Annotated in this window: 18 protein-coding genes and 1 tRNA gene; all 19 read left to right on the top strand. The window is 66.1% G+C overall.

The features are described 5' to 3' along the window. On the top strand, positions 1-1,140 hold a 1,140-nt coding region (locus AB1346_11255), incomplete at its 5' end, for an aspartate kinase (protein MEW6721016.1). After that, positions 1,140-2,729, top strand: a complete 1,590-nt coding sequence (gene cimA, locus AB1346_11250; GenBank protein MEW6721015.1) for a citramalate synthase — start codon at positions 1,140-1,142, stop codon at positions 2,727-2,729. The genes AB1346_11255 and cimA, both read left to right, overlap by 1 nt. Beyond that, positions 2,701-3,156 (top strand): helix-hairpin-helix domain-containing protein, encoded by a 456-nt coding sequence (locus tag AB1346_11245; protein MEW6721014.1) that lies wholly within the window; start codon positions 2,701-2,703, stop codon positions 3,154-3,156. Before cimA ends, AB1346_11245 begins: the two co-directional genes overlap by 29 nt. Positions 3,157-3,196: 40 nt before the next feature. Further along, on the top strand, positions 3,197-3,877 hold the full coding sequence (cysE, locus tag AB1346_11240; protein MEW6721013.1) for a serine O-acetyltransferase: 681 nt from the start codon (positions 3,197-3,199) through the stop codon (positions 3,875-3,877). Continuing rightward, positions 3,874-4,305, top strand: a complete 432-nt coding sequence (locus AB1346_11235; protein MEW6721012.1) for an Rrf2 family transcriptional regulator — start codon at positions 3,874-3,876, stop codon at positions 4,303-4,305. The genes cysE and AB1346_11235 overlap by 4 nt, the downstream gene beginning before the upstream one ends. Further along, entirely contained in the window at positions 4,302-5,480 is a 1,179-nt protein-coding gene (locus AB1346_11230) for a cysteine desulfurase family protein (GenBank protein MEW6721011.1), read from the top strand. Before AB1346_11235 ends, AB1346_11230 begins: the two co-directional genes overlap by 4 nt. Continuing rightward, entirely contained in the window at positions 5,477-6,565 is a 1,089-nt protein-coding gene (mnmA, locus tag AB1346_11225; protein ID MEW6721010.1) for a tRNA 2-thiouridine(34) synthase MnmA, read from the top strand. The genes AB1346_11230 and mnmA overlap by 4 nt, the downstream gene beginning before the upstream one ends. Then, the gene (mtaB, locus tag AB1346_11220) at positions 6,541-7,845 is read left to right on the top strand and encodes a tRNA (N(6)-L-threonylcarbamoyladenosine(37)-C(2))-methylthiotransferase MtaB (protein MEW6721009.1); all 1,305 of its coding nucleotides are present in this window, start codon (positions 6,541-6,543) and stop codon (positions 7,843-7,845) included. The genes mnmA and mtaB overlap by 25 nt, the downstream gene beginning before the upstream one ends. Beyond that, positions 7,826-8,524, top strand: a complete 699-nt coding sequence (rnc, locus tag AB1346_11215; GenBank protein MEW6721008.1) for a ribonuclease III — start codon at positions 7,826-7,828, stop codon at positions 8,522-8,524. The genes mtaB and rnc overlap by 20 nt, the downstream gene beginning before the upstream one ends. Continuing rightward, positions 8,521-9,411 carry a GTPase Era gene (era, locus tag AB1346_11210; protein MEW6721007.1) on the top strand — a complete coding sequence of 297 codons (891 nt, stop codon included), beginning with the start codon at positions 8,521-8,523 and terminating at the stop codon, positions 9,409-9,411. The genes rnc and era overlap by 4 nt, the downstream gene beginning before the upstream one ends. Further along, complete coding sequence (der, locus tag AB1346_11205) at positions 9,398-10,723, top strand: ribosome biogenesis GTPase Der (GenBank protein MEW6721006.1); 1,326 nt, start codon at positions 9,398-9,400, stop codon at positions 10,721-10,723. The genes era and der overlap by 14 nt, the downstream gene beginning before the upstream one ends. A 6-nt stretch (positions 10,724-10,729) precedes the next feature. Next, positions 10,730-11,668 (top strand): hypothetical protein, encoded by a 939-nt coding sequence (locus tag AB1346_11200; protein MEW6721005.1) that lies wholly within the window; start codon positions 10,730-10,732, stop codon positions 11,666-11,668. Continuing rightward, the gene (guaB, locus tag AB1346_11195) at positions 11,665-13,146 is read left to right on the top strand and encodes an IMP dehydrogenase (protein ID MEW6721004.1); all 1,482 of its coding nucleotides are present in this window, start codon (positions 11,665-11,667) and stop codon (positions 13,144-13,146) included. The genes AB1346_11200 and guaB overlap by 4 nt, the downstream gene beginning before the upstream one ends. Positions 13,147-13,149: 3 nt before the next feature. Beyond that, on the top strand, positions 13,150-14,700 hold the full coding sequence (gene guaA / locus AB1346_11190) for a glutamine-hydrolyzing GMP synthase (GenBank protein MEW6721003.1): 1,551 nt from the start codon (positions 13,150-13,152) through the stop codon (positions 14,698-14,700). Then, positions 14,697-18,173, top strand: a complete 3,477-nt coding sequence (gene dnaE / locus AB1346_11185; protein ID MEW6721002.1) for a DNA polymerase III subunit alpha — start codon at positions 14,697-14,699, stop codon at positions 18,171-18,173. Before guaA ends, dnaE begins: the two co-directional genes overlap by 4 nt. After that, complete coding sequence (gene hflX / locus AB1346_11180; protein MEW6721001.1) at positions 18,173-19,300, top strand: GTPase HflX; 1,128 nt, start codon at positions 18,173-18,175, stop codon at positions 19,298-19,300. Before dnaE ends, hflX begins: the two co-directional genes overlap by 1 nt. Beyond that, a complete protein-coding gene (locus tag AB1346_11175; GenBank protein ID MEW6721000.1) occupies positions 19,255-19,857 on the top strand; it encodes a CDP-alcohol phosphatidyltransferase family protein in 603 nt (200 codons plus the stop codon). Before hflX ends, AB1346_11175 begins: the two co-directional genes overlap by 46 nt. Then, positions 19,850-21,133, top strand: coding sequence for a DUF512 domain-containing protein (locus tag AB1346_11170; GenBank protein MEW6720999.1), 1,284 nt, complete (start codon positions 19,850-19,852; stop codon positions 21,131-21,133). Before AB1346_11175 ends, AB1346_11170 begins: the two co-directional genes overlap by 8 nt. 49 nt (positions 21,134-21,182) lie before the next feature. Further along, positions 21,183-21,259, top strand: a tRNA-Val gene (locus tag AB1346_11165). Positions 21,260-21,323 lie beyond the last annotated feature (64 nt).

Raw genomic sequence — 21,323 nt, 5'->3', positions numbered from 1 at the left:
AAAACCCGCGACCAGGGAAACGACGTGGTCGTCGTGGTCTCGGCGATGTCCGGAGAGACGAACCGCCTTCTCGGGCTCGCACACCAGATCTCGGAGCTTCCCAACGAGAGGGAGCTCGACGTCGTCGCATCGACCGGCGAGCAGGTGACGATCGGCCTGCTGTCGATCGCGCTCACCGAGCTGGGATACAAGGCGAAATCGTTCTGCGGCTTCCAGATCCCGATCACCACCGACCAGGCGTACGTGAAGGCGCGGATCCGGAATATCGAGGGAGACACGATCCGGCAGGCGCTGAAGGAGGGGTACATCGTCGTGGTCGCCGGGTTCCAGGGGATCGACGACACCGGCTCGATCACCACGCTGGGGCGGGGCGGGTCCGACACCAGCGCCGTCGCGGTCGCGGCCGCGCTGAAAGCCGATGTCTGCGAGATCTACACCGACGTGGACGGCGTTTACACGACCGATCCCAACATCTGCGCGGACGCGCGCAAGCTCGACAAGATCTCCTTCGAGGAGATGCTCGAGCTCGCGTCGCTCGGCGCGAAGGTGCTGCAGATCCGCTCGGTGGAGTTCGGGATGAAGTACGGGGTGCGGATCCACGTCCGCTCCTCGTTCAACGATAACCTGGGTACGATTGTCACGACGGAGGAGGAGATCATGGAGACGGCGGTCGTGTCGGGAGTCGCATACAGCAAGAACGAGGCGAAGGTCACGCTCGTGAAGGTTCCCGACCGGCCGGGGATCGCGGCGAAGATCTTCAAGCCCCTTTCCGAGGCGAACATCGTGGTCGACGTCATCGTCCAGAACGTCTCCGTCACCGGGCACACCGACCTGACCTTCACGGTCGGGCGCGCCGACTACAAGAAGGCGATGCTGATCACCGAGAAGACCGCCGCCGAGGTGGGGGCGGAGAAGGTGGTCGGCGACGACAAGATCGCGAAGGTCTCCATCGTCGGCATGGCGATGCGGTCGCACGCGGGGGTCGCGATGAAGGTGTTCGAGACGCTGGCGGCCGAGGGGATCAACATCCTCGGCATCAGCACCTCGGAGATCAAGATATCCGTCCTCATCGAGGAGAAGTACACGGAGCTTGCCGTGCGTGTCCTCCACGACGCGTTCGGACTGGGGAAAGCCTCCTGATGAAGCCCGTCCGCCTCTACGACACGACCCTGAGGGACGGTACCCAGGCGCGGGAGATCTCCCTTTCCGTCCTCGACAAGATCAAGATCGCCGAAAAGCTGGACGAGTTCGGGATCCATTACATCGAGGGGGGATACCCGGGGAGCAACCCGAAGGACCTCGAGTTCTTCGAGCTGGCCCGGAAAGTGCGCTGGAGGAACTCGGCGATCTGCGCCTTCGGGATGACCCGGCGGGTCGGGAAAAAAGTAGAGGAGGACGCCAACATCAAGGCGATGCTCGGGGCGGAGACTCCGGTCATCACCGTCGTGGGGAAGGCGTGGGACTTCCACGTCACGGAGGCGCTGCGCACCACCCTCGAGGAGAACCTGGCCGCCGTCGGGGAAACGATCTCCTACCTTAAGACGCGAACCGACAAGGTGTTCTTCGACGCGGAGCATTTCTTCGACGGGTACCGCAACAACCCGAAATACGCGATGAAGGTCCTGGCCGTGTCCGCGGAGGCCGGCGCGGACTGCCTCGTCCTGTGCGACACCAACGGCGGATCGGTCACTTCCGAAGTCGCGCGCATCGTGAAAGAGGTGAAGAAGGCGACTTCCGTCGAACTGGGCATACACACGCACAACGACGCCGAGATGGCCGTGGCGAACACCATCGCCGCGGTGGAAAGCGGAGTCGTCCAGGTGCAGGGCACGATCAACGGGTACGGGGAGCGCTGCGGGAACGCGAACCTGTGCTCCATCATCCCGGCCGTCCAGCTCAAGCTGGGGCGGAAGGCGCTTCCCGAGGGGAACATCCGGAAGCTGTACGAAGTGTCGCGCTTCGTCGCGGAAGTGGCGAACATGGGGCAGTGGATCCACCAGCCTTACACCGGGGACGCGGCGTTCGCCCACAAGGGCGGGATGCACGTCTCCGCGATCCGCCGCCACCCGATGACGTACGAGCACATCGAGCCGGAGGCCGTCGGGAACATGCGCCACGTGCTCATCTCCGACCTTTCCGGGAAAAGCAATATCCTGTCGAAGATCCAGGAGCGGGGGCTGAAATTCAAGTCGAAGGACCCGAACGCGGAGAAGATCCTCGAGGAGATCAAGGATCTCGAGCACAAGGGGTACCAGTTCGAGGGGGCCGACGCATCCTTCGAGCTCCTCGCCCGCAAGGCGCTCGGCGAGCACATTCCGTTTTTCGAACTGAAGGGGTTCCGGGTCATCGACGAAAAACGGTCCGAGGGAGAAGACCCCATCGCCGAGGCGACGATCATGATCGGCGTGGGCGACCGGGTGGAGCACACCGCGGCCATGGGGAACGGCCCGGTGAACGCGATGGACAACGCGCTGCGCAAGGCGCTCGAGAAGTTCTACCCGGAAGTGGCCGAAGTACGCCTGATCGACTACAAGGTCCGCGTCATCCAGCAGGGCGGGACCGGATCCTCGGTACGCGTCTTGATACAGTCCGGCGACAAGACGACCAACTGGGGCACCGTCGGGGTATCGCACAACATCATCGAGGCTTCCTGGCAGGCCCTGGTCGACAGCATCCGGTTCAAGCTCTGGAGGACGCGGGGTGGGCAGCCCAGGGAGCGGGGAGAGTAGCGGTAGAAGGCAAAGGTCCTACCTGTTCCTTTCCATGATGCTTTTGGTCTGGAATGCCCTCGCGACCGGCATCGAAACGCTTCAATCCCCCCGTTCCGGGATTGCCCTCCGTACCGGCAGCATCACGGATCGGGAGCGACCGGTTTCCTCCGCCAGCACCCTCCAGACGACCGCAAGCCCCCGGAATGGCCCCCTCTCGATCACGCAGAAATATCTAATTGGAAAACCGATAGATATCAACAAATCCTCAAAGGAAGAGATTAGCGCTCTTCCGGGGATTTCCGACGCAATTGCGGAAGCCATCGTAGCGGAAAGGGAGCGGGTCGGACGGTTCCGGTCCCCGGAAGAGCTGCTCAGAGTGAAGGGAATAAAGGAGAAGCGCTTGAAGAAAATCCTTCCTTTTCTGGCGAAGATGGAAAATAATTGACATAAATAGTTAGGTAATCTCCAGGCAAGGGGAGGACGGCATGTTCCGCACGATCCGCAACGACATCAAGGTCATCTTCGAGCGGGACCCAGCGGTCCGCAGCGTCGTCGAGATCTTCCTTTGCTATCCCGGATTCCACGCGGTCCGGTTCCATCATGCCGCACACTGGCTCTGGAACCACAGGCTCAAGCTGGCGGGACGGCTCCTTTCCCATATCTCCCGGGGACTGACCGGGATCGAGATCCACCCGGGGGCGACGATCGGTGAAGGATTTTTCATCGACCACGGGATGGGGGTGGTCATCGGCGAGACGGCCGAGATCGGGAAGAACGTCACCCTCTACCACGGAGTCACCCTCGGCGGGACGACCTGGAACAAGGGGAAACGCCATCCGACCCTCGAGGACAACGTCATCGTCGGGGCAGGGGCGGCCATCCTCGGCAACATCCGGATCGGGGAGAATTCGAAGGTGGGGTCGGGCTCCGTCGTGAACCGGGACGTGCCGCCGAATTCCACGGTGGTCGGCATCCCCGGACGCGTGGTGTACCGGGAAGGAAACGTGTACGCCGATCCGTCCGGCGTCGGAGGAACCCCCGACCCGGAAGGGAAGGCGCTCAAGTGCCTCACCGAGCAGCTCCGCGCCCTCGAGGAACGGGTGGAGGCGATGACGAAGGAGATCGATACGGTGAAGGAGTCCGCCCGGGTGAGGTCCGCGTCTTGAAGATCACCACGCGCGGCCGCTACGCCGTGATGGCGCTCGTGTCGCTGGCAGGCTCCTCCCGGGGGAACCCCGTCACCCTGCAGGCGATCGCGCGGCAGGAGGCGATCCCCGAATCGTATCTCCAGCAGCTCTTCCTGAAGCTGCGGAAGAAGAACCTCGTGAAAAGCGTGCGGGGTCCCGGAGGGGGATTCATCCTATCCCGGCATCCCTCCGAGATCACCGTGGGGGAGATCATCCGGACCGCGGAAGGCAGACCGTCGACCGTGGGATGCCGCCAGTCCGGAAGGCAGTGCAGCATGATCAACAAGTGCAGGACGCAGGGGATGTGGGACGCCCTCGAAGGGAAGATCGAGGAGTTCCTCGATTCCATCTCCCTGGAGGACCTGTTCGAGAAAAGGAACGAACCGGCGCGGGAGGCAGGCGCATGAGGAAGGTGTACTTCGACCACAACGCGACGACTCCCGTCCACCCGGAAGTCGCGGAAGCCGTACTGCCGTATCTCGGCGAGCTGTTCGGCAACCCGTCGAGCATTCACTGGGCGGGGAGGGACGTCCGGAAGGCGATCGAGGACGCAAGGGAGGAGGTCGCCGCCTTCTTCGGCTGCCGCCCTCTCGAGATCGTGTTCACCAGCTCGGGCACGGAAAGCGACAACCTGGCGCTGAAAGGGGTATCGCATCTCGACGGAAACCGGGGGAAGCACATCGTCACCTGCCGGGTGGAGCATCCGGCGGTCATGAACACCTGCCGTTTCCTGGAGAGCCAGGGGTACCGCGTGACCTACGTGCCGGTGAACCGGCAGGGGATCGTCGAGCCGGAAGTCGTCCGGACCGCCATCGAACCGGACACCTTCCTCGTCTCCATTATGGCCGCGAACAACGAAACGGGTTGCCTGATGCCCGTCCGCGAGATCGGCGAGATCGCGAGGAAGGCCGGCGCCCTGATGCACACGGACGCCGTGCAGGCCGCGGGGAAGGTCCCGCTCGACTGGGAGACGCTCCCGGTGGACCTGCTCACCTTCTCCGGCCACAAGATCAACGGCATCAAGGGCGCCGGGGGACTGATCGTCCGCAAGGGTGTGGAGATCTCCGCCGACCTGACCGGCGGTCACCAGGAGCGGGGGCGCCGGGGCGGCACGGAGAACGTGGTCGGGATCGTGGGGATGGGGAAAGCCTTCTCCCTGCTGCGCAGGAACATGACCTCCGAGATCGGAGAGGCCCGGCGCCTGCGCGACGCGCTCGAAAAGGGGATCTTCGACCGGATCCCCGAGCTGGTCCTGAACGGCCATCCGACGCAGCGGCTGCCGAACACCCTGAACGTCTCCTTCCGGTTCGTGGAAGGGGAGGCGCTGCTGCTCAACCTCGACATGATGGGGATCGCCTGCTCCTCCGGGTCCGCCTGCACCTCCGGATCGCTCGAGGCGTCGCCGGTGCTGCTCGCGATGGGCGCCGACCCCACGGACGCGCAGGGCGCGCTCCGGTTCTCGCTGGGGTACGGCAACACCGACGAGGACGTCTCCTACACCGTCGATGCGCTCGTCAAGGTCGTAGACAAACTTAGGGCGATGTCGCCGCTGTATAACTCCCGGAAGGCGGAGGCCCGATGAAAAAAGGACGGATCCTTGCGGCGATGAGCGGGGGGGTCGATTCCTCCGTCGCCGCATTCCTGCTGAAAAAGGAAGGGTGGGACGTGATCGGGGTCTCCATGGATCTTTACGATTACTCCAAAGTGACCCGCGACCGGGAAGGGACCTGCTGCTCCCTGGACGACCTGTACGACGCCCGGCGGGTTTGCGACATCCTCGGCATTCCATACTATGTCCTGAACCTGAGGGACGAGTTCCGGCGGGAGGTGATCGACCCGTTCGTTCGGGAATACGGCGCGGGACGGACCCCCAACCCCTGCATCCTGTGCAACGAGCACCTGAAGTTCCGGGCGCTCCTTCGAAAGGCCGACGAGCTCGGGGCGGAGGGGGTGGCGACGGGACACTACGCCGTGATCCGAAAAGAGCCCGGCGGCCGGTGCCGGCTCTTCGCGGCCCCGGACGGAAGCAAGGACCAGTCATACTTTCTCTTCTCCCTCGACAGCGGGCGGCTACGCAGGATCCTGTTCCCCGTCGGGGAGATGCCCAAGGACGAGGTGCGGCGGATCGCTTCCGGGGCGGGGCTACCCGTGTACGAGAAGAAGGAAAGCCAGGACATCTGCTTCATCACGGACGTCTCCTACGCGCGGTTCCTGGAACACAAGGGGATCCGGGAGGAGGGCGGGCGGTTCGTCGACCGGGACGGAAACTTCCTCGGGAACCACAAGGGGGTGCTGCACTACACCGTCGGGCAGCGGAAGGGGCTCGGGGTCGCATCGAGGGAGCCGCTGTACGTGGTCGCCATCGACGCGGAGAAAAACGAGGTCGTCCTGGGTCCCGAGAACGACACGTTCTCCGGCGGCGCCACGGTCGCGCTCCCGAGCTTCGTCGCCGGCGCCCCCCCATCGAAGGAGTTCCGGGCGGCGGCGAAGATCCGGTATCGCCATCCCGGCGCGCCCTGCACGGTCAGCGTCGGGGAGGAACGGCTCGAGGTGCGGTTCGACGCGCCGCAACGGAGCGTGACCCCGGGGCAGGCGCTCGTGCTGTACGACGGAAACGAGGTCCTCGGGGGCGGCTGGATCGAATGCGCAAGCGCCTTGCGGTCGTAACGGCGGGCTGCAAGGCGAACTTCGCCGAATCCGCCGGCATCGCGTCCCGGGCCCTCCGCGCGGGATTCGACGTGGTACCGCCCGGCGCTCCCGCGGATGTCCTCATTATCAACAGCTGCACCGTCACCCACCGCGCGGACAGGGATTCCCGCGCCATGGCGCGCCGGCTGCGGCGGAAGAACCCGGCGGCCGTCCTCGTGATGACGGGCTGTTTCGCTCGAGTGTCACCGGACGCCCGGGGTACGGTGCCCGAAGCGGACCACTGGATCGGGGCGCGCGATCCCGGGGAGCTGGACCGGCTGCTCCGGACGCTGGCGGACGGCGTTCCCGGGGAAATCGAGGAACCATCGGCATATGCGGTCGACCGGCTCCTGGGGCACACCCGGACTTTCCTCAGGATCCAGGACGGCTGCGACGCGGCGTGCGCCTACTGCATCGTCCCGAAGGCGCGGGGAAGCGGCAGGTCGGTTCCCGCCGGGGAGGCGGTGGCGGAGGCGCGCAGGGCGGAAGCCGACGGCGCCCGGGAGATCGTCCTGACCGGCATCCACGCCGGGCGATACGGGGCGGACCGGGGGGAGCTGGACGGCCTGGCGAACCTGCTCGAGGAGCTGCTGTCGGCCACCTCGGCCTGCCGGTTCCGGCTCGGATCCGTCGAGCCGCTGGAGATCACGCCGCGCCTGGTGCGCCTCATCGCAAGCGGAAAGAGAGTCTGCCCCCACCTCCACGTTCCGATGCAGAGCGGTTCCGACGCGGTGCTGCGGCGCATGCGGCGGCCGTACACCTCGGGACAGTATCGTGAGAAACTGGAGGCGGTCCGTTCCTGCGCGCCGGACGCGCGGCTGGGGGCGGACGTGATGGCCGGCTTCCCCGGGGAAACGGAAAAGGATTTCGCGGAGACGCTCGAGCGGATCGCGGAGTCTCCCTTGAGCTACCTGCACGCTTTCCCATACTCCCCCCGGCCCGGGACGGAAAGCGCCGCGTGGCGCGACGGCGTGTGCGCCGCCGAAAAGAAGCGAAGGGTGGGGATGCTGCTGGCGGCGGACGGGGCGATGCGGAAGGGATACCTCGAGGCGCAGGCGGGGAGGACGCTTTCCGTGATCGCGGAATCGGAAACGGGGGAGGCGGAGCGCAAGACGCTCAAGGGCACCTCGGAGAACTACATCGAAGTCGTTTTCCCGGCGGGGTCGGCGGAGGTCGGGGAACTTGTAGCCGTGCGGATCCTCGGCGCGCGAAACGGGAAGCTCGAGGGGAGGATCGAAGGTGACGACGGACGGGCTTGAGGAGCGGATCCGGTACCGCTTCCGGTCCGGAGAGCTGCTGGACGAGGCGCTGCGCCACGGTTCCGCGCCCGGGCGGGAGACAGGAAAGCGCTCCTACGAGCGGCTCGAGTTTCTCGGTGACGCGGTCCTGAGCCTTTGCATCGCGCACGACGTCTACCGGCTCCTCCCCCAGGCGGGGGAAGGGATCCTCACGAAGGCGCGGGCGGCGATCATCAACAACCGCAACCTGGTCCAGGTCGGGGAGCGGATCCGCGTCTCCGAGCACCTCATCATCGACCCGTCCGTCCGCAGGAAAGGGTCCGGCGGGGTGACCCGGAAGATGGTCGCGGACGCGGTCGAGGCGATCATCGGGGCGATCTTCATCGACGGCGGCTACGACGCCGCCTTCGCCTTCGTCCAGGAGCAGTTCCGGCTGCCGGATTTCATGAACGCGCTGGTGGAGGGCTTCGACGCGAAATCCCGACTCCAGGAATGGTGCCAGAAGGTGGGGATCGAGCTGCCCGTGTACCGCCTCCTCTCCGCGGAAGGACCGGCTCACGAGAAGGTCTTCCGGGCCGAGGTCCGGGTGCTGGGCCGGTCCCCCTGCCAGGGCGAGGGGAAATCCAAGAAGGAGGCGGAAACCGTCGCCGCCTCGGAAATGCTGACCAGGCTCACCGCCTCGGGGGAGGACACCATTTGAAGTCCGGATTCGTCGCGCTGCTCGGCCGACCCAACGTCGGCAAGTCCACCCTGATGAACCGGATCCTCGGCGCCAGGATCGCGATCGTGACGCCGAAGCCGCAGACCACGAGGGACCGGATCGCGGGCATCTACACGGAAGACCGGGGGCAGATCGTTTTCCTCGACAGCCCCGGGATCCACAAGCCTCACCGGGCGTTGAACGCCTACATGGTCCGCACCGCGCAGCGCATCGGCGAAGAGGCCGACATCGTGGCCCACATCGTGGACGACCGGGAGATCGGCAGGGGCGGGGAGAACGCCCTCGTCCGGGAGATCCTCTCGAGGCTGCCGGTTCCCAAGGTGCTCGTCCTGAACAAGGTCGACCGGATGGAGCCCGCCGCCGCGGAGGCCCGCAGGGCGGAGCTGGAAAAGGAAGGGTCCTACGTGAAAACGTTCCTGGTCTCCGCCGCGAAGGGGACGGGGGTGGACGCGTTCCTGTCCGCCCTGTTCGGGATGCTTCCCGAGGGGCCCGCGTTTTTCCCGGAAGAGGACCTCACCGACCTCCCCATGCGCTTCATCGCCAAGGAAGTGATCCGGGAGAAGCTGTTCCGGGAGCTTGAGGAGGAGATTCCGTACAGCGTGGCGGTCCAGATCGCCGAATACAAGGAGGAGCCGGAGAAGAATCTCGTGCGGATCCGCGCGGACATCCTGGTGGAGCGGGAATCGCAGAAGGGGATCGTCATCGGCAGGGGCGGGGCGGCCCTGAAAAAAATCGGCACGGCGTCCCGCTTGGAACTGGAGAAAGAGACCGGCAGCCGGGTATACTTGGAGCTGTTCGTAAAAGTGGAAAAAGACTGGTCGAAGAACGAGAGGATGCTGAGGCGCCTGGGATATGAGCCGGGGTGAATTCACGATCGCGCTGGTGGGCCGGCCCAACGTCGGAAAATCCACCCTGTTCAACCGGATCGCCGGGAAGCGGCGCGCCATCACGTTCGACGAGCCGGGGATCACGCGCGACCTGGTGGCGCTGCCGGTAGAATACGACGGCCGGCGCTTCCAGCTGATCGACACCGGCGGGTACGTTGAGCGCAGCGAGGACGACGTGCTCCAGAAGGTCCGGGGGCAGGTCCTCAGGGCGATCTACGAATCCGACCTCGTGGTGTTCCTCGTCGACTCCCGGGACGGCCTCCTTCCGCTCGACAAGGAGATCGCCGGCATGCTCCGGGAGCGGGACAAGCCGTTTCTGCTTGCCGCGAACAAGGTCGATTCGAAGGAGGGGCGCGAAGGGATCGAGCAGTTCCACGCGCTGGCGGTGGACCGGATCCTCCCGGTCTCGGCGGAGCACGGGACGGGGGTGTCCGACCTGCTGGACGCGATCGTCGAGCGCATGCCGGATGCGGAGGTGAAAGAGGAGCAGGAGGCCGCGGAAGAGGAGGGGATCCCGAGGATCGCCGTGGTCGGACGCCCCAATGTCGGCAAGTCCACCCTCGTGAACACGCTCGCCGGGTTCGACCGGGTCATCGCTTCGGAAGTCCCCGGCACGACGCGCGACTCCATCGACGTGATGGTCCAGCGGGAGGGGAAGCGGTACCTCCTGATCGACACCGCCGGGATCCGGGCGAAACGCAAGACGGAGGACCTGATCGAGAAATTCTCCGTCCTGAAGAGCCTCGACTCGCTGAAGCGGTGCGACCTCGCCGTCCTGCTCATCGACGGCCCGTCGGGGCTGACCCACCAGGACCGCCAGATCCTGAGGTACATCCTGAACGAGGAGCGCGCCGTGGTCGTCGCCGCGAACAAGGCCGACCGGTGGCAGGGGGAGGAGGAGAAGCGGCGGGGGCTGCGGGAGATCCAGGAGGGGCTGGAATACGCCTCCTTCGCCGCGGTGGTGCCCACCGTGGCCACGACCGGCAAAGGGGTGCCGCTCCTGTTCCGCAAGATCGAGGAGGCGATCGCCAACTTCCGGCTGCGGGTCCCGACGGGACCGCTGAACCGGATGGCCCAGACCTTCCTGTTCGCCGTGCCGATCCCTTCGCAGACAGGCAGGAACCGGGCGTTTTACATGACCCAGATGAGCATCGCCCCCCCTTCCTTCGCCGTCTTCGTCAAGGAGCGCCGGGGGATTCCGGACTCCTACACAAGGTACCTTCAGAACCAGATCCGCGACCGGTTCGGTTTCGAGGGGGCACCCGTCCGCATCGTTTACCGGGAACGATGATCGGAGATGCGGCTGGCGGCGATCGACATCGGAACGAATACCCTTCGAATGATGGTGGGCGAGCGGACAGGAGGCCGGATCCGGCCGCTGGCCCGTTACCAGCGGATCATCGGGATGGGGCGCCGCCTGCGGGAGACCGGGGAGATCGGCGGGAAGGAGTTCCGGGAGGCGATCGGGGCGCTGCGGTTCTTCCGTGCCGAGATGGGCCGGATGGGCGTCGGCGCCTACCGCTCCTGCGGCACGGCCTGCCTCCGGGAAGCGGCGAACAGCGCCTCCTTCCTCGCCGCCGCAAGGGAAGCGGGAATCGCAACCGAAGTGATAGGGGCGGACGAGGAGGGAAGGCTCACCTGGGAAGGGATCCACGGAGCTCTCCGGTGCCGCCCAGGCGACATCGCGATGGACATCGGCGGAGGAAGCACCGAGGTCACCGCGGGCCCCGGAATAGGGGAATCCGTCAGCCTTCGGGTCGGCGTCGTGGTCATGTCCTCGCTCCTTCCGCTGTCGGACCCGCCGCTGCCGTGGGAATGGAAGGCGCTTCAACACTACTCCGAGCGGAGGATCGCGGACGGCACGGCTGTTTTCGGAAGCCGCCGGCGCCGGCGCCTGATCGGGACGGCGGGGACCTTCACGACGCTCCTCGCGCTGGAGCGGCGCATGACGCGCTACGACCCCGACCGGATCAACGGCGCCGTGGTGCCGAAGGCGGCGGTCCTCCGATGGGCCGAGCGGCTCGCGGCTATGACCGATGCGCAGCGGCTCCGGCTTCCCGGGATGGAGAAGGGGCGCGAGCGATACATGGTCCCGGGGATGGCGCTCATCCGGGCCGCGGTGCTGCGCTTCGGAACGGACGGCGTGACCGTCAGCGACGCGGGGCTTTTGGAAGGAATCCTGGCCGGGATCGACCGGGAGGACGCATCGAGCAATCCACTGGAGGGAACGAAATGAAGAAGGCTGCCGGCCGGCCCGATAGCTTGCCGATGGAAGGATTGACGTTCGACGACGTGCTGCTGGTTCCCGCGGAATCCGGGGTGATTCCGAAGGACGTCGACGTCACCGTGAACCTCACCCCCGGGATCCGGATGAACATCCCTCTGCTGTCCTCCGCGATGGACACGGTCACCGAGGCGGACACGGCGATCGCCATGGCGCGGGAAGGGGGGATCGGGTTCCTCCACCGGAACAACACGGCGGACGAGCAGGCCACCGAGGTGGACCGGGTGAAGAAATCCGAGTCGGGGATGATCTCCGATCCGATCACGGTGGAGCCCGACCAGAAGGTGTCCGAGGCGCTCGAGGTGATGAAGCAGTACCGGATCTCCGGGCTCCCGGTGACGCGAGGCGGAAAGCTGGCGGGGATCCTGACGAACCGGGACCTCCGCTTCGAGACGAACTTCGAGCAGCCGATCCGGAACGTGATGACCAAGGACGAACTGGTGACCGTTCCCGTGGGCACCACGCTGGATCAGGCGCGCGACATCCTGCACCGGAACCGGATCGAGAAGCTCCTCGTGGTGGATTCGCACAACAACCTCAAGGGTCTCATCACCATCAAGGACATCCTGAAGATCCAGAAATACCCGAACGCCTGCAAGGACTCCCTGGGGCGGCTCCGCGTGGGGGCCGCGACCGGCGTCGGGCCCGGCTGGGAGGAGCGGCTGGAGAAGATCCTCAAGGCGGGAGTGGACGTCGTCTGCGTCGACACCGCGCACGGCCATTCCCGGGACGTCCTTCGGACGGTGAAAGCGATCCGCGCGGACTTCAAGGACGTTCCGCTGATCGCGGGCAACGTGGCGACGGGGGAGGCCACGGAGGCGCTGATCAGGGCGGGGGTCGACGCCGTGAAGGTGGGCGTCGGGCCGGGGTCCATCTGCACCACGCGGGTCGTCGCCGGGGTCGGCGTGCCGCAGTTCACGGCGATCCAGCTTTGCGCCCGGGTCGCCGCAAGGAAGGGGATCCCCATCGTCGCCGACGGGGGGATCAAGTTCTCCGGGGACATCACGAAGGCGATCGCCGCCGGAGCCGCGGCCGTGATGATCGGGTCGCTCTTCGCGGGCACGGAAGAGAGCCCGGGGGAAATGGTGCTCTACCAGGGACGCTCCTACAAGGTGTACCGCGGAATGGGCTCCCTCGAGGCGATGAAGCGGGGGGGCAAGGACCGCTACTTCCAGGCGCACGTGGAAGCCGAGAGCAAACTGGTCCCGGAAGGGATCGAGGGGCGCGTCCCGAACCGCGGCCCCCTGTCGGGCGTCATCTTCCAGCTCGTCGGCGGCCTGAAGTCCGGCATGGGCTACGTAGGGGCGAAGAACATCCCGGAGCTGCACCGGCGCGCGGCCTTCATGAAGATCACCCCCGCTGGATTGAGGGAGAGCCACGTGCACGACGTCATCATCACCAAGGAAGCCCCGAACTACCGGGTGGAGTAGGCATTGGGAAACGGGATCCTCATCCTCGACTTCGGCTCGCAGTACACGATGCTGATCGCCCGGCGCGTCCGGGAGCTCCGTGTCTACAGCGAGATCCACCCCTTCAACGTCGGGATCGACTTCATCCGCTCTTTCGACCCCGCCGGGATCATCCTCTCCGGCGGACCTTCCAGCGTGTACGACGCCGACGCCCCCCGGGTCTCCCGGGAGACGCTGGAGCTGGGAGTCCCCGTCCTCGGGATCTGCTACGGGATGCAGCTCATCGCCGACCTGCTCGGCGGGGAGGTCGGGCGGTCGAAGGAGCGGGAGTACGGGACCGCCAGCATCCACGGGCAGTGGGGCAGCCCGCTGTTCCTCGGGATCGAGGAGTTCCGCCACAACATGGGGATCCCGGTCTGGATGAGCCACGGCGACCGGATCGACCGCCTGCCGGAAGGTTTCACCGCGATCGCCTCCTCGGGGAACTCCCCCGTGGCCGCCATGTCGAACCGGGAAGGCACCGTCTTCGGGGTGCAATTCCACCCCGAGGTCGTCCACACCCCGCGCGGGAAGGAGATCATATCGAACTTCCTGTTCCGGATCTGCGGGCTGGAGCCCTCCTGGACGATGCACTCCTTCGTGGAAACCAGCGTGCGGAAGATCCGGGAAAAGACGGGAGACGAGGGAGTGATCCTCGGGCTGTCCGGAGGGGTGGACTCCTCCGTCGCCGCGGTCCTGCTCCACAAGGCGATCGGCGACCGGCTCACCTGCATCTTCGTCAACAACGGCGTGCTGAGGAAGGGGGAGGCCGAGGAGGTCATCCACACCTTCCGGGACGACATCGGGCTCCACCTCGAATACGTGGACGCCGAGGAGCGGTTCCTCTCGGCGCTGGCCGGCGTGGAGGACCCCGAGCGGAAGCGGAAGATCATCGGGGAGCTGTTCATCCGGGTCTTCGAGGAGGCCGCCCGGAAGATACCGGGCGCCGGTTTTCTCGGACAAGGGACCCTTTACCCGGACGTGATCGAGAGCGTCTCCTTCAAGGGGCCGTCCGCCGTCATCAAGTCCCACCACAACGTGGGCGGGCTCCCGGAGAAGATGCACCTGAAGCTGATCGAGCCGCTCCGGGAGCTGTTCAAGGACGAGGTGCGGGAGCTGGGGCGCGAGCTCGGGCTGCCGTCCCGGATCCTGGACCGGCAGCCGTTCCCGGGGCCGGGGCTCGCGGTCCGGATCATCGGTCCTGTCACCGCAGAGCGGCTGCGGATCCTGCGGGACGCCGACGAGATCGTGATCGAGGAGATCCGCAAGGCGGGGCTCTACGAGTCGATCTGGCAGTCCTTCGCCGTCCTCCTCCCGATCAAGACCGTGGGGGTGATGGGCGACTTCCGGACCTACGAGAACGTGGCCGCCGTCCGCGCCGTCCAGAGCCAGGACGGGATGACCGCCGACTGGGTCCGCCTGCCGTACGACGTCCTCCAGAGGATCTCGTCAAGGATCATCAACGAGGTGAAGGGGATCAACCGGGTGGCCTACGACATCTCGTCGAAGCCGCCGAGCACGATCGAGTGGGAATGAAGAGCTTCGTCCACCTCCACCTGCATTCGCAGTACAGCCTCCTGGACGGGACGATCCAGTTCGGCCCGCTGGTGGAGCGCGTGCGGGGGCTGGGCATGCCGGCGGTCGCGGTCACCGACCACGGCGGAATGATGGGGACGATCGAGTTCTACGAGGAGGCCCGGAAGGCCGGCGTGAAGCCGATCGTCGGGACCGAGATCTACGTCGCCCCGGGCTCCCGGGAGGAGCGGAAGGCGGCTCCCACGGGGGAGTACGCCTACCACCTGATCCTCCTGGCGGAGAACGCGGCCGGCTACAGGAACCTTCTCAAGCTCTCCTCCCTCGCCCACACGGAAGGGTTCTACTACCGGCCCCGCGTCGACAAGGAGCTGCTCCGGCGCCACTCGGAGGGGCTGATCGCCACGTCGGCGTGCCTCCAGGGGGAGATCCCCTTCACGATGGGCGCGGAAGGGGAGGCAAGGGCGCTCGATGTCCTCGATGAGTACAGGTCGATCTTCCCGGACGGCCGCTTCTTCCTGGAGATCCAGGACAACGGGCTGCCGGAGCAGGACCGGATGAATCCCCGGATCATCGCCCTCGCCCGCCGCACGGGGACTCCCCTGGTCGCGACCAACGACTGCCACTACCTCAACCGGGAGGACGCGCGGTTCCAGGAAATCCTCCTTTGCCTGCAGACGGGCAAGACGATGAGCGACCCGACGCGGATGCGGTTCGGGACCGAACAGTTTTACGTGAAGTCCGCGGAGGAGTTCGAGCGGGCGTTCGGGCATGCCGCCCCCGATGCCCTGTCGAACACCCTCCGGATCGCCGAGCGGTGCAACGTGGAGATCGAGCTGGGGAAGAACATGATCCCGGAATTCGACCTGCCGCCGGGCGAGACCTCCGAGGGGCGGCTCCGGAAGGATGCGGAGGAGGGATTCGAGGAGCGCCTCGAGGAACTGCGGGTCCGCGACGGGGACATGCCCCCGGATCTGCGGAAGGAGTACCGCCGGCGACTCGACTACGAGCTTTCCGTGATCGAGAAGACCGGCTTCTCCGGCTATTTCCTGATCGTCGCCGACTTCATCAATTATGCGAAAAGACGGGGGATCCCCGTGGGACCGGGACGCGGAAGCGCCGCGGGGAGCCTCGTCGCCTTCTGCCTGCGGATCACCGAGGTGGACCCCATCCCGTACAAACTGCTCTTCGAGCGGTTCCTGAACCCGGAGCGGATCAGCCTCCCCGACATCGATTGCGATTTCTGCAAGGACCGGCGGGACGAGGTCATCGCGTACGTCCAGGAGAAGTACGGCAGGGAGAACGTGGCGCAGCTCATCACCTTCGGGACGTGGAAACCGCGCGCGGCCGTGCGGGACGTCGGGCGGGTTCTCGAGATGCCGTACGCCGAGGTGGACCGGATCGCCAAGCTGATCCCCGCCGACCTGAAGATGACGCTGGAGAACGCGCCGAAGGCGGAGCCGAAGCTCCAGGAGATGATCGACTCCGATCCGAAGATCGCCGAGCTGTTCCGATACTCGCGGGAGATCGAGGGGCGCTCCCGGCACGCGGGGACGCATGCTTCCGCGGTCGTGATCGCGAACCGGCCGATCACGGAGTACTGCCCCCTGTATCGCCAGACGACGGGGGAGATCACGACGCAATACTCCATGAAGCCGGTCGAGCGGGTGGGGCTCGTCAAGTTCGATTTCCTGGGGCTGCGGAACCTCACCTCGATCCACGACACCCTGCGCCTCCTCAAGGAGCGGAAAGGGATCGGGATCGACCTGAACACCCTTCCGCTGACCGACGGGGAGACGTACAAGACGCTTTCCCGGGGCGATACGGCGGGCGTCTTCCAGAGCGAGAGCCACGGATTCACCGAGCTGATCAAGCGTCTCAAGCCGGACCGGTTCAACCACCTGATCGACATGATGGCGCTCTACCGCCCGGGACCGCTCCAGAGCGGCATGGCGGACGACTTCGTGGAGCGCAGGCACGGGCGGAAGAAGGTCGCCTACCCGCTGCCGCAGCTCGAGGAGATCCTCAGCGATACGTACGGCGTCATCCTCTACCAGGAACAGGTGATGGAGATCGCCAAGAGCCTGGCGGGATTCACGCTCGGCCAGGCCGACGTCCTCCGGAAGGCGATGGGGAAGAAGGACGACGCCCTGATGGAGAAGCAGAAGGGGCAGTTCCTGGAGGGGGCCCGCGCCAACGGCATCCCGGAGAAGAAGGCCGCGGAGATCTTCGATCTCATCCGGCAGTTCGGAGGGTACGGGTTCAACAAGTCCCACAGCACGGCCTACGCGCTCGTCGCCTACCAGACCGCGTACCTGAAGACCCACCATACGGTCGAATACCTGAGCGCACTGATGACCTCCGAGTCGGGGGACACCGACAAGATCATCCGCTACATCGCCTACTCGCGGGAGAAGGGGATCCCGATCCTGCCGCCCGACGTGAACGAGTCGCAGTACGCCTTCTTCCCCTCCGGCGACGGGATCCGCTTCGGGCTCTCGGCGATCAAGGGGCTCGGCGCCTCCGCGGTCGAGGCGATCCTCGATGCGAGGAAAGACCGCCCGTTCGATTCCGCGCGCGACTTCCTCTTCCGGACCGACCTGCGCAAGGTGAACAAGCGCGCCGTGGAGAGCCTGATCAAGTCCGGGGCGCTCGATTCCCTCGACCCGGACCGGGGGAAGCTGTTCAACGACCTTCCCTCCCTCCTCGATGAAGCGCAGGCCGAGGCGCGCCGAAGGGAATCCGGCCAGTTCGCGCTTTTCGGAGCCCCTTCCGGGGAGAGTCCCGTCCCCCGGCCCGTCAAGGGGCGGGAGAACGCCGCGGGCGGGAAGGAAACGTGGAGCCGCCGGGAACGGCTTCAGTACGAGAAGGAGGCGCTCGGGTTCTACATCACCGGGCACCCGCTCGAGTCGTTCGCCGCGGAGATCGCGATGTACGCGAACTTCACCACCGCCGGGCTCGCGAAGCTGAAGGACGAGACCGAGGTCAAGATCGGCGGAATCGTGACCGGGCTGAAGGAGAAGGTCACCCGGAAAGGAGACCGGATGGCCGGCCTGACCCTCGAGGACCAGGAAGGGACGGTGGACGTGACGGTATTTCCCAAGACCTGGCAGGAATGCCGCGACGCGCTTTCGAGCCCCGACCCGGTCTTCCTCGTGGGGCGGCTGAAGCATTCGGAGAACGGTTTCGAGATCCACGCCGACGAGGCCTTCCTCATGGCGAACGTGCGGGAGCGGCTCGCCAAATCGGTCCACTTCCGGCTCCACCTGGACCGAGCCGGGAAGGACGACGTCGCCGACCTGGCCAAGTCGATCCGCCGGCACTCCGGGGAGAAGAGGGCGTTCCTCCACCTTATCCGGGAAGGGGAGTATGAGGCGGTCCTCGCCCTCCCTTCCTCCGAGGGCGTTTCCCCGTCGCTGGACCTGGCCCGGGAGCTGAAGGCCCGCTTCGGGTACGGCGTGCTCCGGATCGACTGATGGCTGCGGGGACCGGACCCAGGGAAAGCGCCTTCCTCGTCTACGCCCACCGGAAACGGGAACGGGGTCCGTCCGCGGTCCTGCACGTCTCGGAGGTGATGAAGGAGCTTTCGGATCTCGTGGAATCCGCCGGCGCCTCCGTCGCGGCTTCCCACGTCCAGACGCTGCAGGCAGAGAATCCCGCGACGCTGGTGGGGAAGGGAACCATCGAGCACATCAAGGGGATGATCGCAGAGCGGCAGGCGAACCTCGTGGTGTTCCAGAACCTCCTCCGGCCGAAGCAGCAGGCGCTGCTGGAGGAGGAGTTCGGGGTGAAGACGCTCGACCGCCGGGAGATCATCCTGGACATATTCGCCCAGCGGGCGCGGACGAAGGAAGGGAAGCTCCAGGTGGAGCTCGCGCAGCTCTCGTTCCGCCTGGGGCGGCTCGCCGGCGGGCGCAAGGAGCTATCGCGGCTGGGCGGCGGGATCGGGACGCGGGGCCCCGGCGAAAAGAAGCTCGAGGAGGACCGCCGCAGGATCCGGCAGCAGATCCGCCAGATCGAGCGGGAGCTTTCGACGGTGCGGAGGACACGGACCCTCCATTACCGGCGCCGGAAGGAGGTCGGATACCCGGTCGTCGCGCTGGTGGGATATACCAACGCCGGGAAATCGACCCTCTTCAACCGGCTGACGGGCGCCGAAGTCTTCGTCGCGGACCAGCTATTCGCCACGCTCGACCCCACCGCGCGGCGATTCCGACTTCCGGGCGGCAGCGACGCGATCCTGGTGGACACGGTCGGCTTCATCCACGATCTTCCGGAGGAGCTGCGGCAGGCGTTCCTGGCGACGCTGGAGGGGATCGGAGAGGCGGATCTCCTCCTCCACGTGGTCGACGGGAGCTCCGAAGCGATGGAGAGCAATATCGCCTCCGTGGACGCCATCCTCGGGGAGCTTTCGTTCCGCGAGAAGCCGTTCCTGCTCGTGATGAACAAGCGGGACCTTTGCCTGCCGGGGCCGTCGGGGCCCTCCGGGTCGCTGCGGATCTCCGCGAAGACCGGCGAGGGGGTCGCCGGCCTGCTGACCGCCGTTGAGAGGGAAATATGCCTTCACCGCCCGGAAAAGACCGGTTCGACCAGGCCCGCCTGATCAACATCGCCAACGGCCTCACGGCGATGCGGGTGCTCCTGGTCCCTCTGTTCGTCTACTTCATGCTCGCGGGCAAGGGAAGGATCGCCCTCGGGATCTTCGCGCTCTGCGGCCTCACCGACGGGCTCGACGGCATCCTGGCGCGCCGCCTGCGCCAGCGCACACTGGTGGGGGCGTACCTCGACCCGATCGCGGACAAGCTCCTCATGGCCACCGCCTTCATCGTCCTCGCCTACGTCGAAGCCGTCCCGCTGTGGCTCACGATCCTCGTGATCAGCAGGGACCTGTTCATCGTGGTCGGGAGCTCCCTCTACCTCCTGCTGATCGACGCGAGCGACATCCGGCCGACGGGGATCAGCAAGCTCAACACGGCGGTCCAGATCCTGACCGTCGTCTACTTCCTTGCGTACACGGCGTTTCCCGAAGTGCGCCGCTTCCTGCCGGCGGGGGACGAATCGGCGATCCGCCCGGTGGTCATAGGGCTGTGCGCCCTTACCACCGCGGTCTCGGGGGCCCAATACCTCTACATGGGCATACAGACGCTCTCCGATGGGTAAAGGACTCCGCGTCGAATCCGTGGCGGCCGGAGGGCTCGCGGAGTCGGCGGGGATCCGGGCGGGAGACCGGATCCTCTCGGTTTCGGGGAAACCGGTCGAGGACCTCCTCGACCTCCACTTCCTGACCTCGCGGAGCCGGTTCCTCCTGCGATGGAGAGACGCATCCGGGAGGGAGCGCCGGAAGACGTTCCGGCCTTCGGGCCGCCCCCTCGGAATAATCCCGGAGCCGATCCGCGTCCGCCGCTGCCGGAACCGGTGCATCTTCTGCTTCGTCCACCAGCTTCCGAAGGGCTTGAGGCCGGCCCTGTACGTGAAGGACGAGGACGTGCGGCTCTCCTTCCTCCACGGGCAGTACGTCACCTTCTCCGACCTGTCGGAAGGGGAGGAGGCACGGATCGTCCGGTACCGCCTCTCTCCGCTCTACGTTTCGATCCACACGACGTCGCCGGAGCTTCGTCGCCGCATGTTGGGCAACCCCCGGGCCCGGGACATCATGGAGACGATGCGCCGCCTGGTCCGGGCCGGTATCGCGCTGCACGGCCAGATCGTCGTCTGCCCGGAGATCAACGACAAGGAAGAGCTGGCCCGGACCCTTCGGGAGCTTTCGGCGCTGCGGCCCGGCCTGCAAAGCGTCGCTGTCGTCCCCGTGGGGCTCACGTCCCACCGGGCCGGCCTGCCGCCGCTTCGCCCCGTAACCCGGGAAGAAGCCCGGGAGACGCTGGCCCTCATCGGGGATTTCCGGCCGTTCGCCATGGCGGCCGACGAATATTACCTCCTCGCCGGCGAGAGGGTCCCGGGGAGGAAGGCATACGGCTCCTTCCCACAGCTCGAGAACGGCGTGGGGCTGCTCCGCCGCTTCCTGGACGACAAGGCAGCCCTGTTCCGGCGGAAGCGATGGGAGCGGAGCGGGGAAGGGGGCACTGTCGTGACGGGGAAGTCCGCAGAAGGTGTGGTGTCGGATTTTCTTGAAGAATTCTCCCGGAGGTCGGGAAAACCCTTCCGCCTTGTTCCTGCGGCCAATCGTCTGATGGGAGAAAGCGTCACCGTGGCGGGGCTTCTGGGGGGTGAGGACATCCTGTCCGCGGTGGGGCGGAAGTACCGGGGTCCGCTGTATATTCCTTCGGTTATGCTCCGGGATGCGGGCGACGTTTTCCTGGACGGGATCTCACCCGAGGAACTCTCCCGGCGGGCCGGTACGGAGGTGCGGGTCTTCGACCCGACGCCGCGCGGATTCCACGATGTGGTCTATCATGGAAAACGCTTATTAAATCGTTGACATGTCGATGCGGAGTCCGATATATTTCTATGTCTTGAATGGTGAGCAAGGGCGATTAGCTCAGATGGTTAGAGTACCTGCTTGACATGCAGGGGGTCACTGGTTCAAGTCCAGTATCGCCCACCATTTTCACTCCCCGGCACGGCGCGATCCACGGGCGGCGAAGCCACCGGGCCGGCGCGCGGGGAGT

It is taken from the genome of Thermodesulfobacteriota bacterium (assembly GCA_040758155.1).
Classification (GTDB): domain Bacteria; phylum Desulfobacterota; class Deferrimicrobia; order Deferrimicrobiales; family Deferrimicrobiaceae; genus UBA2219.
This window is presented reverse-complemented; position numbering and strand designations above follow the sequence as displayed.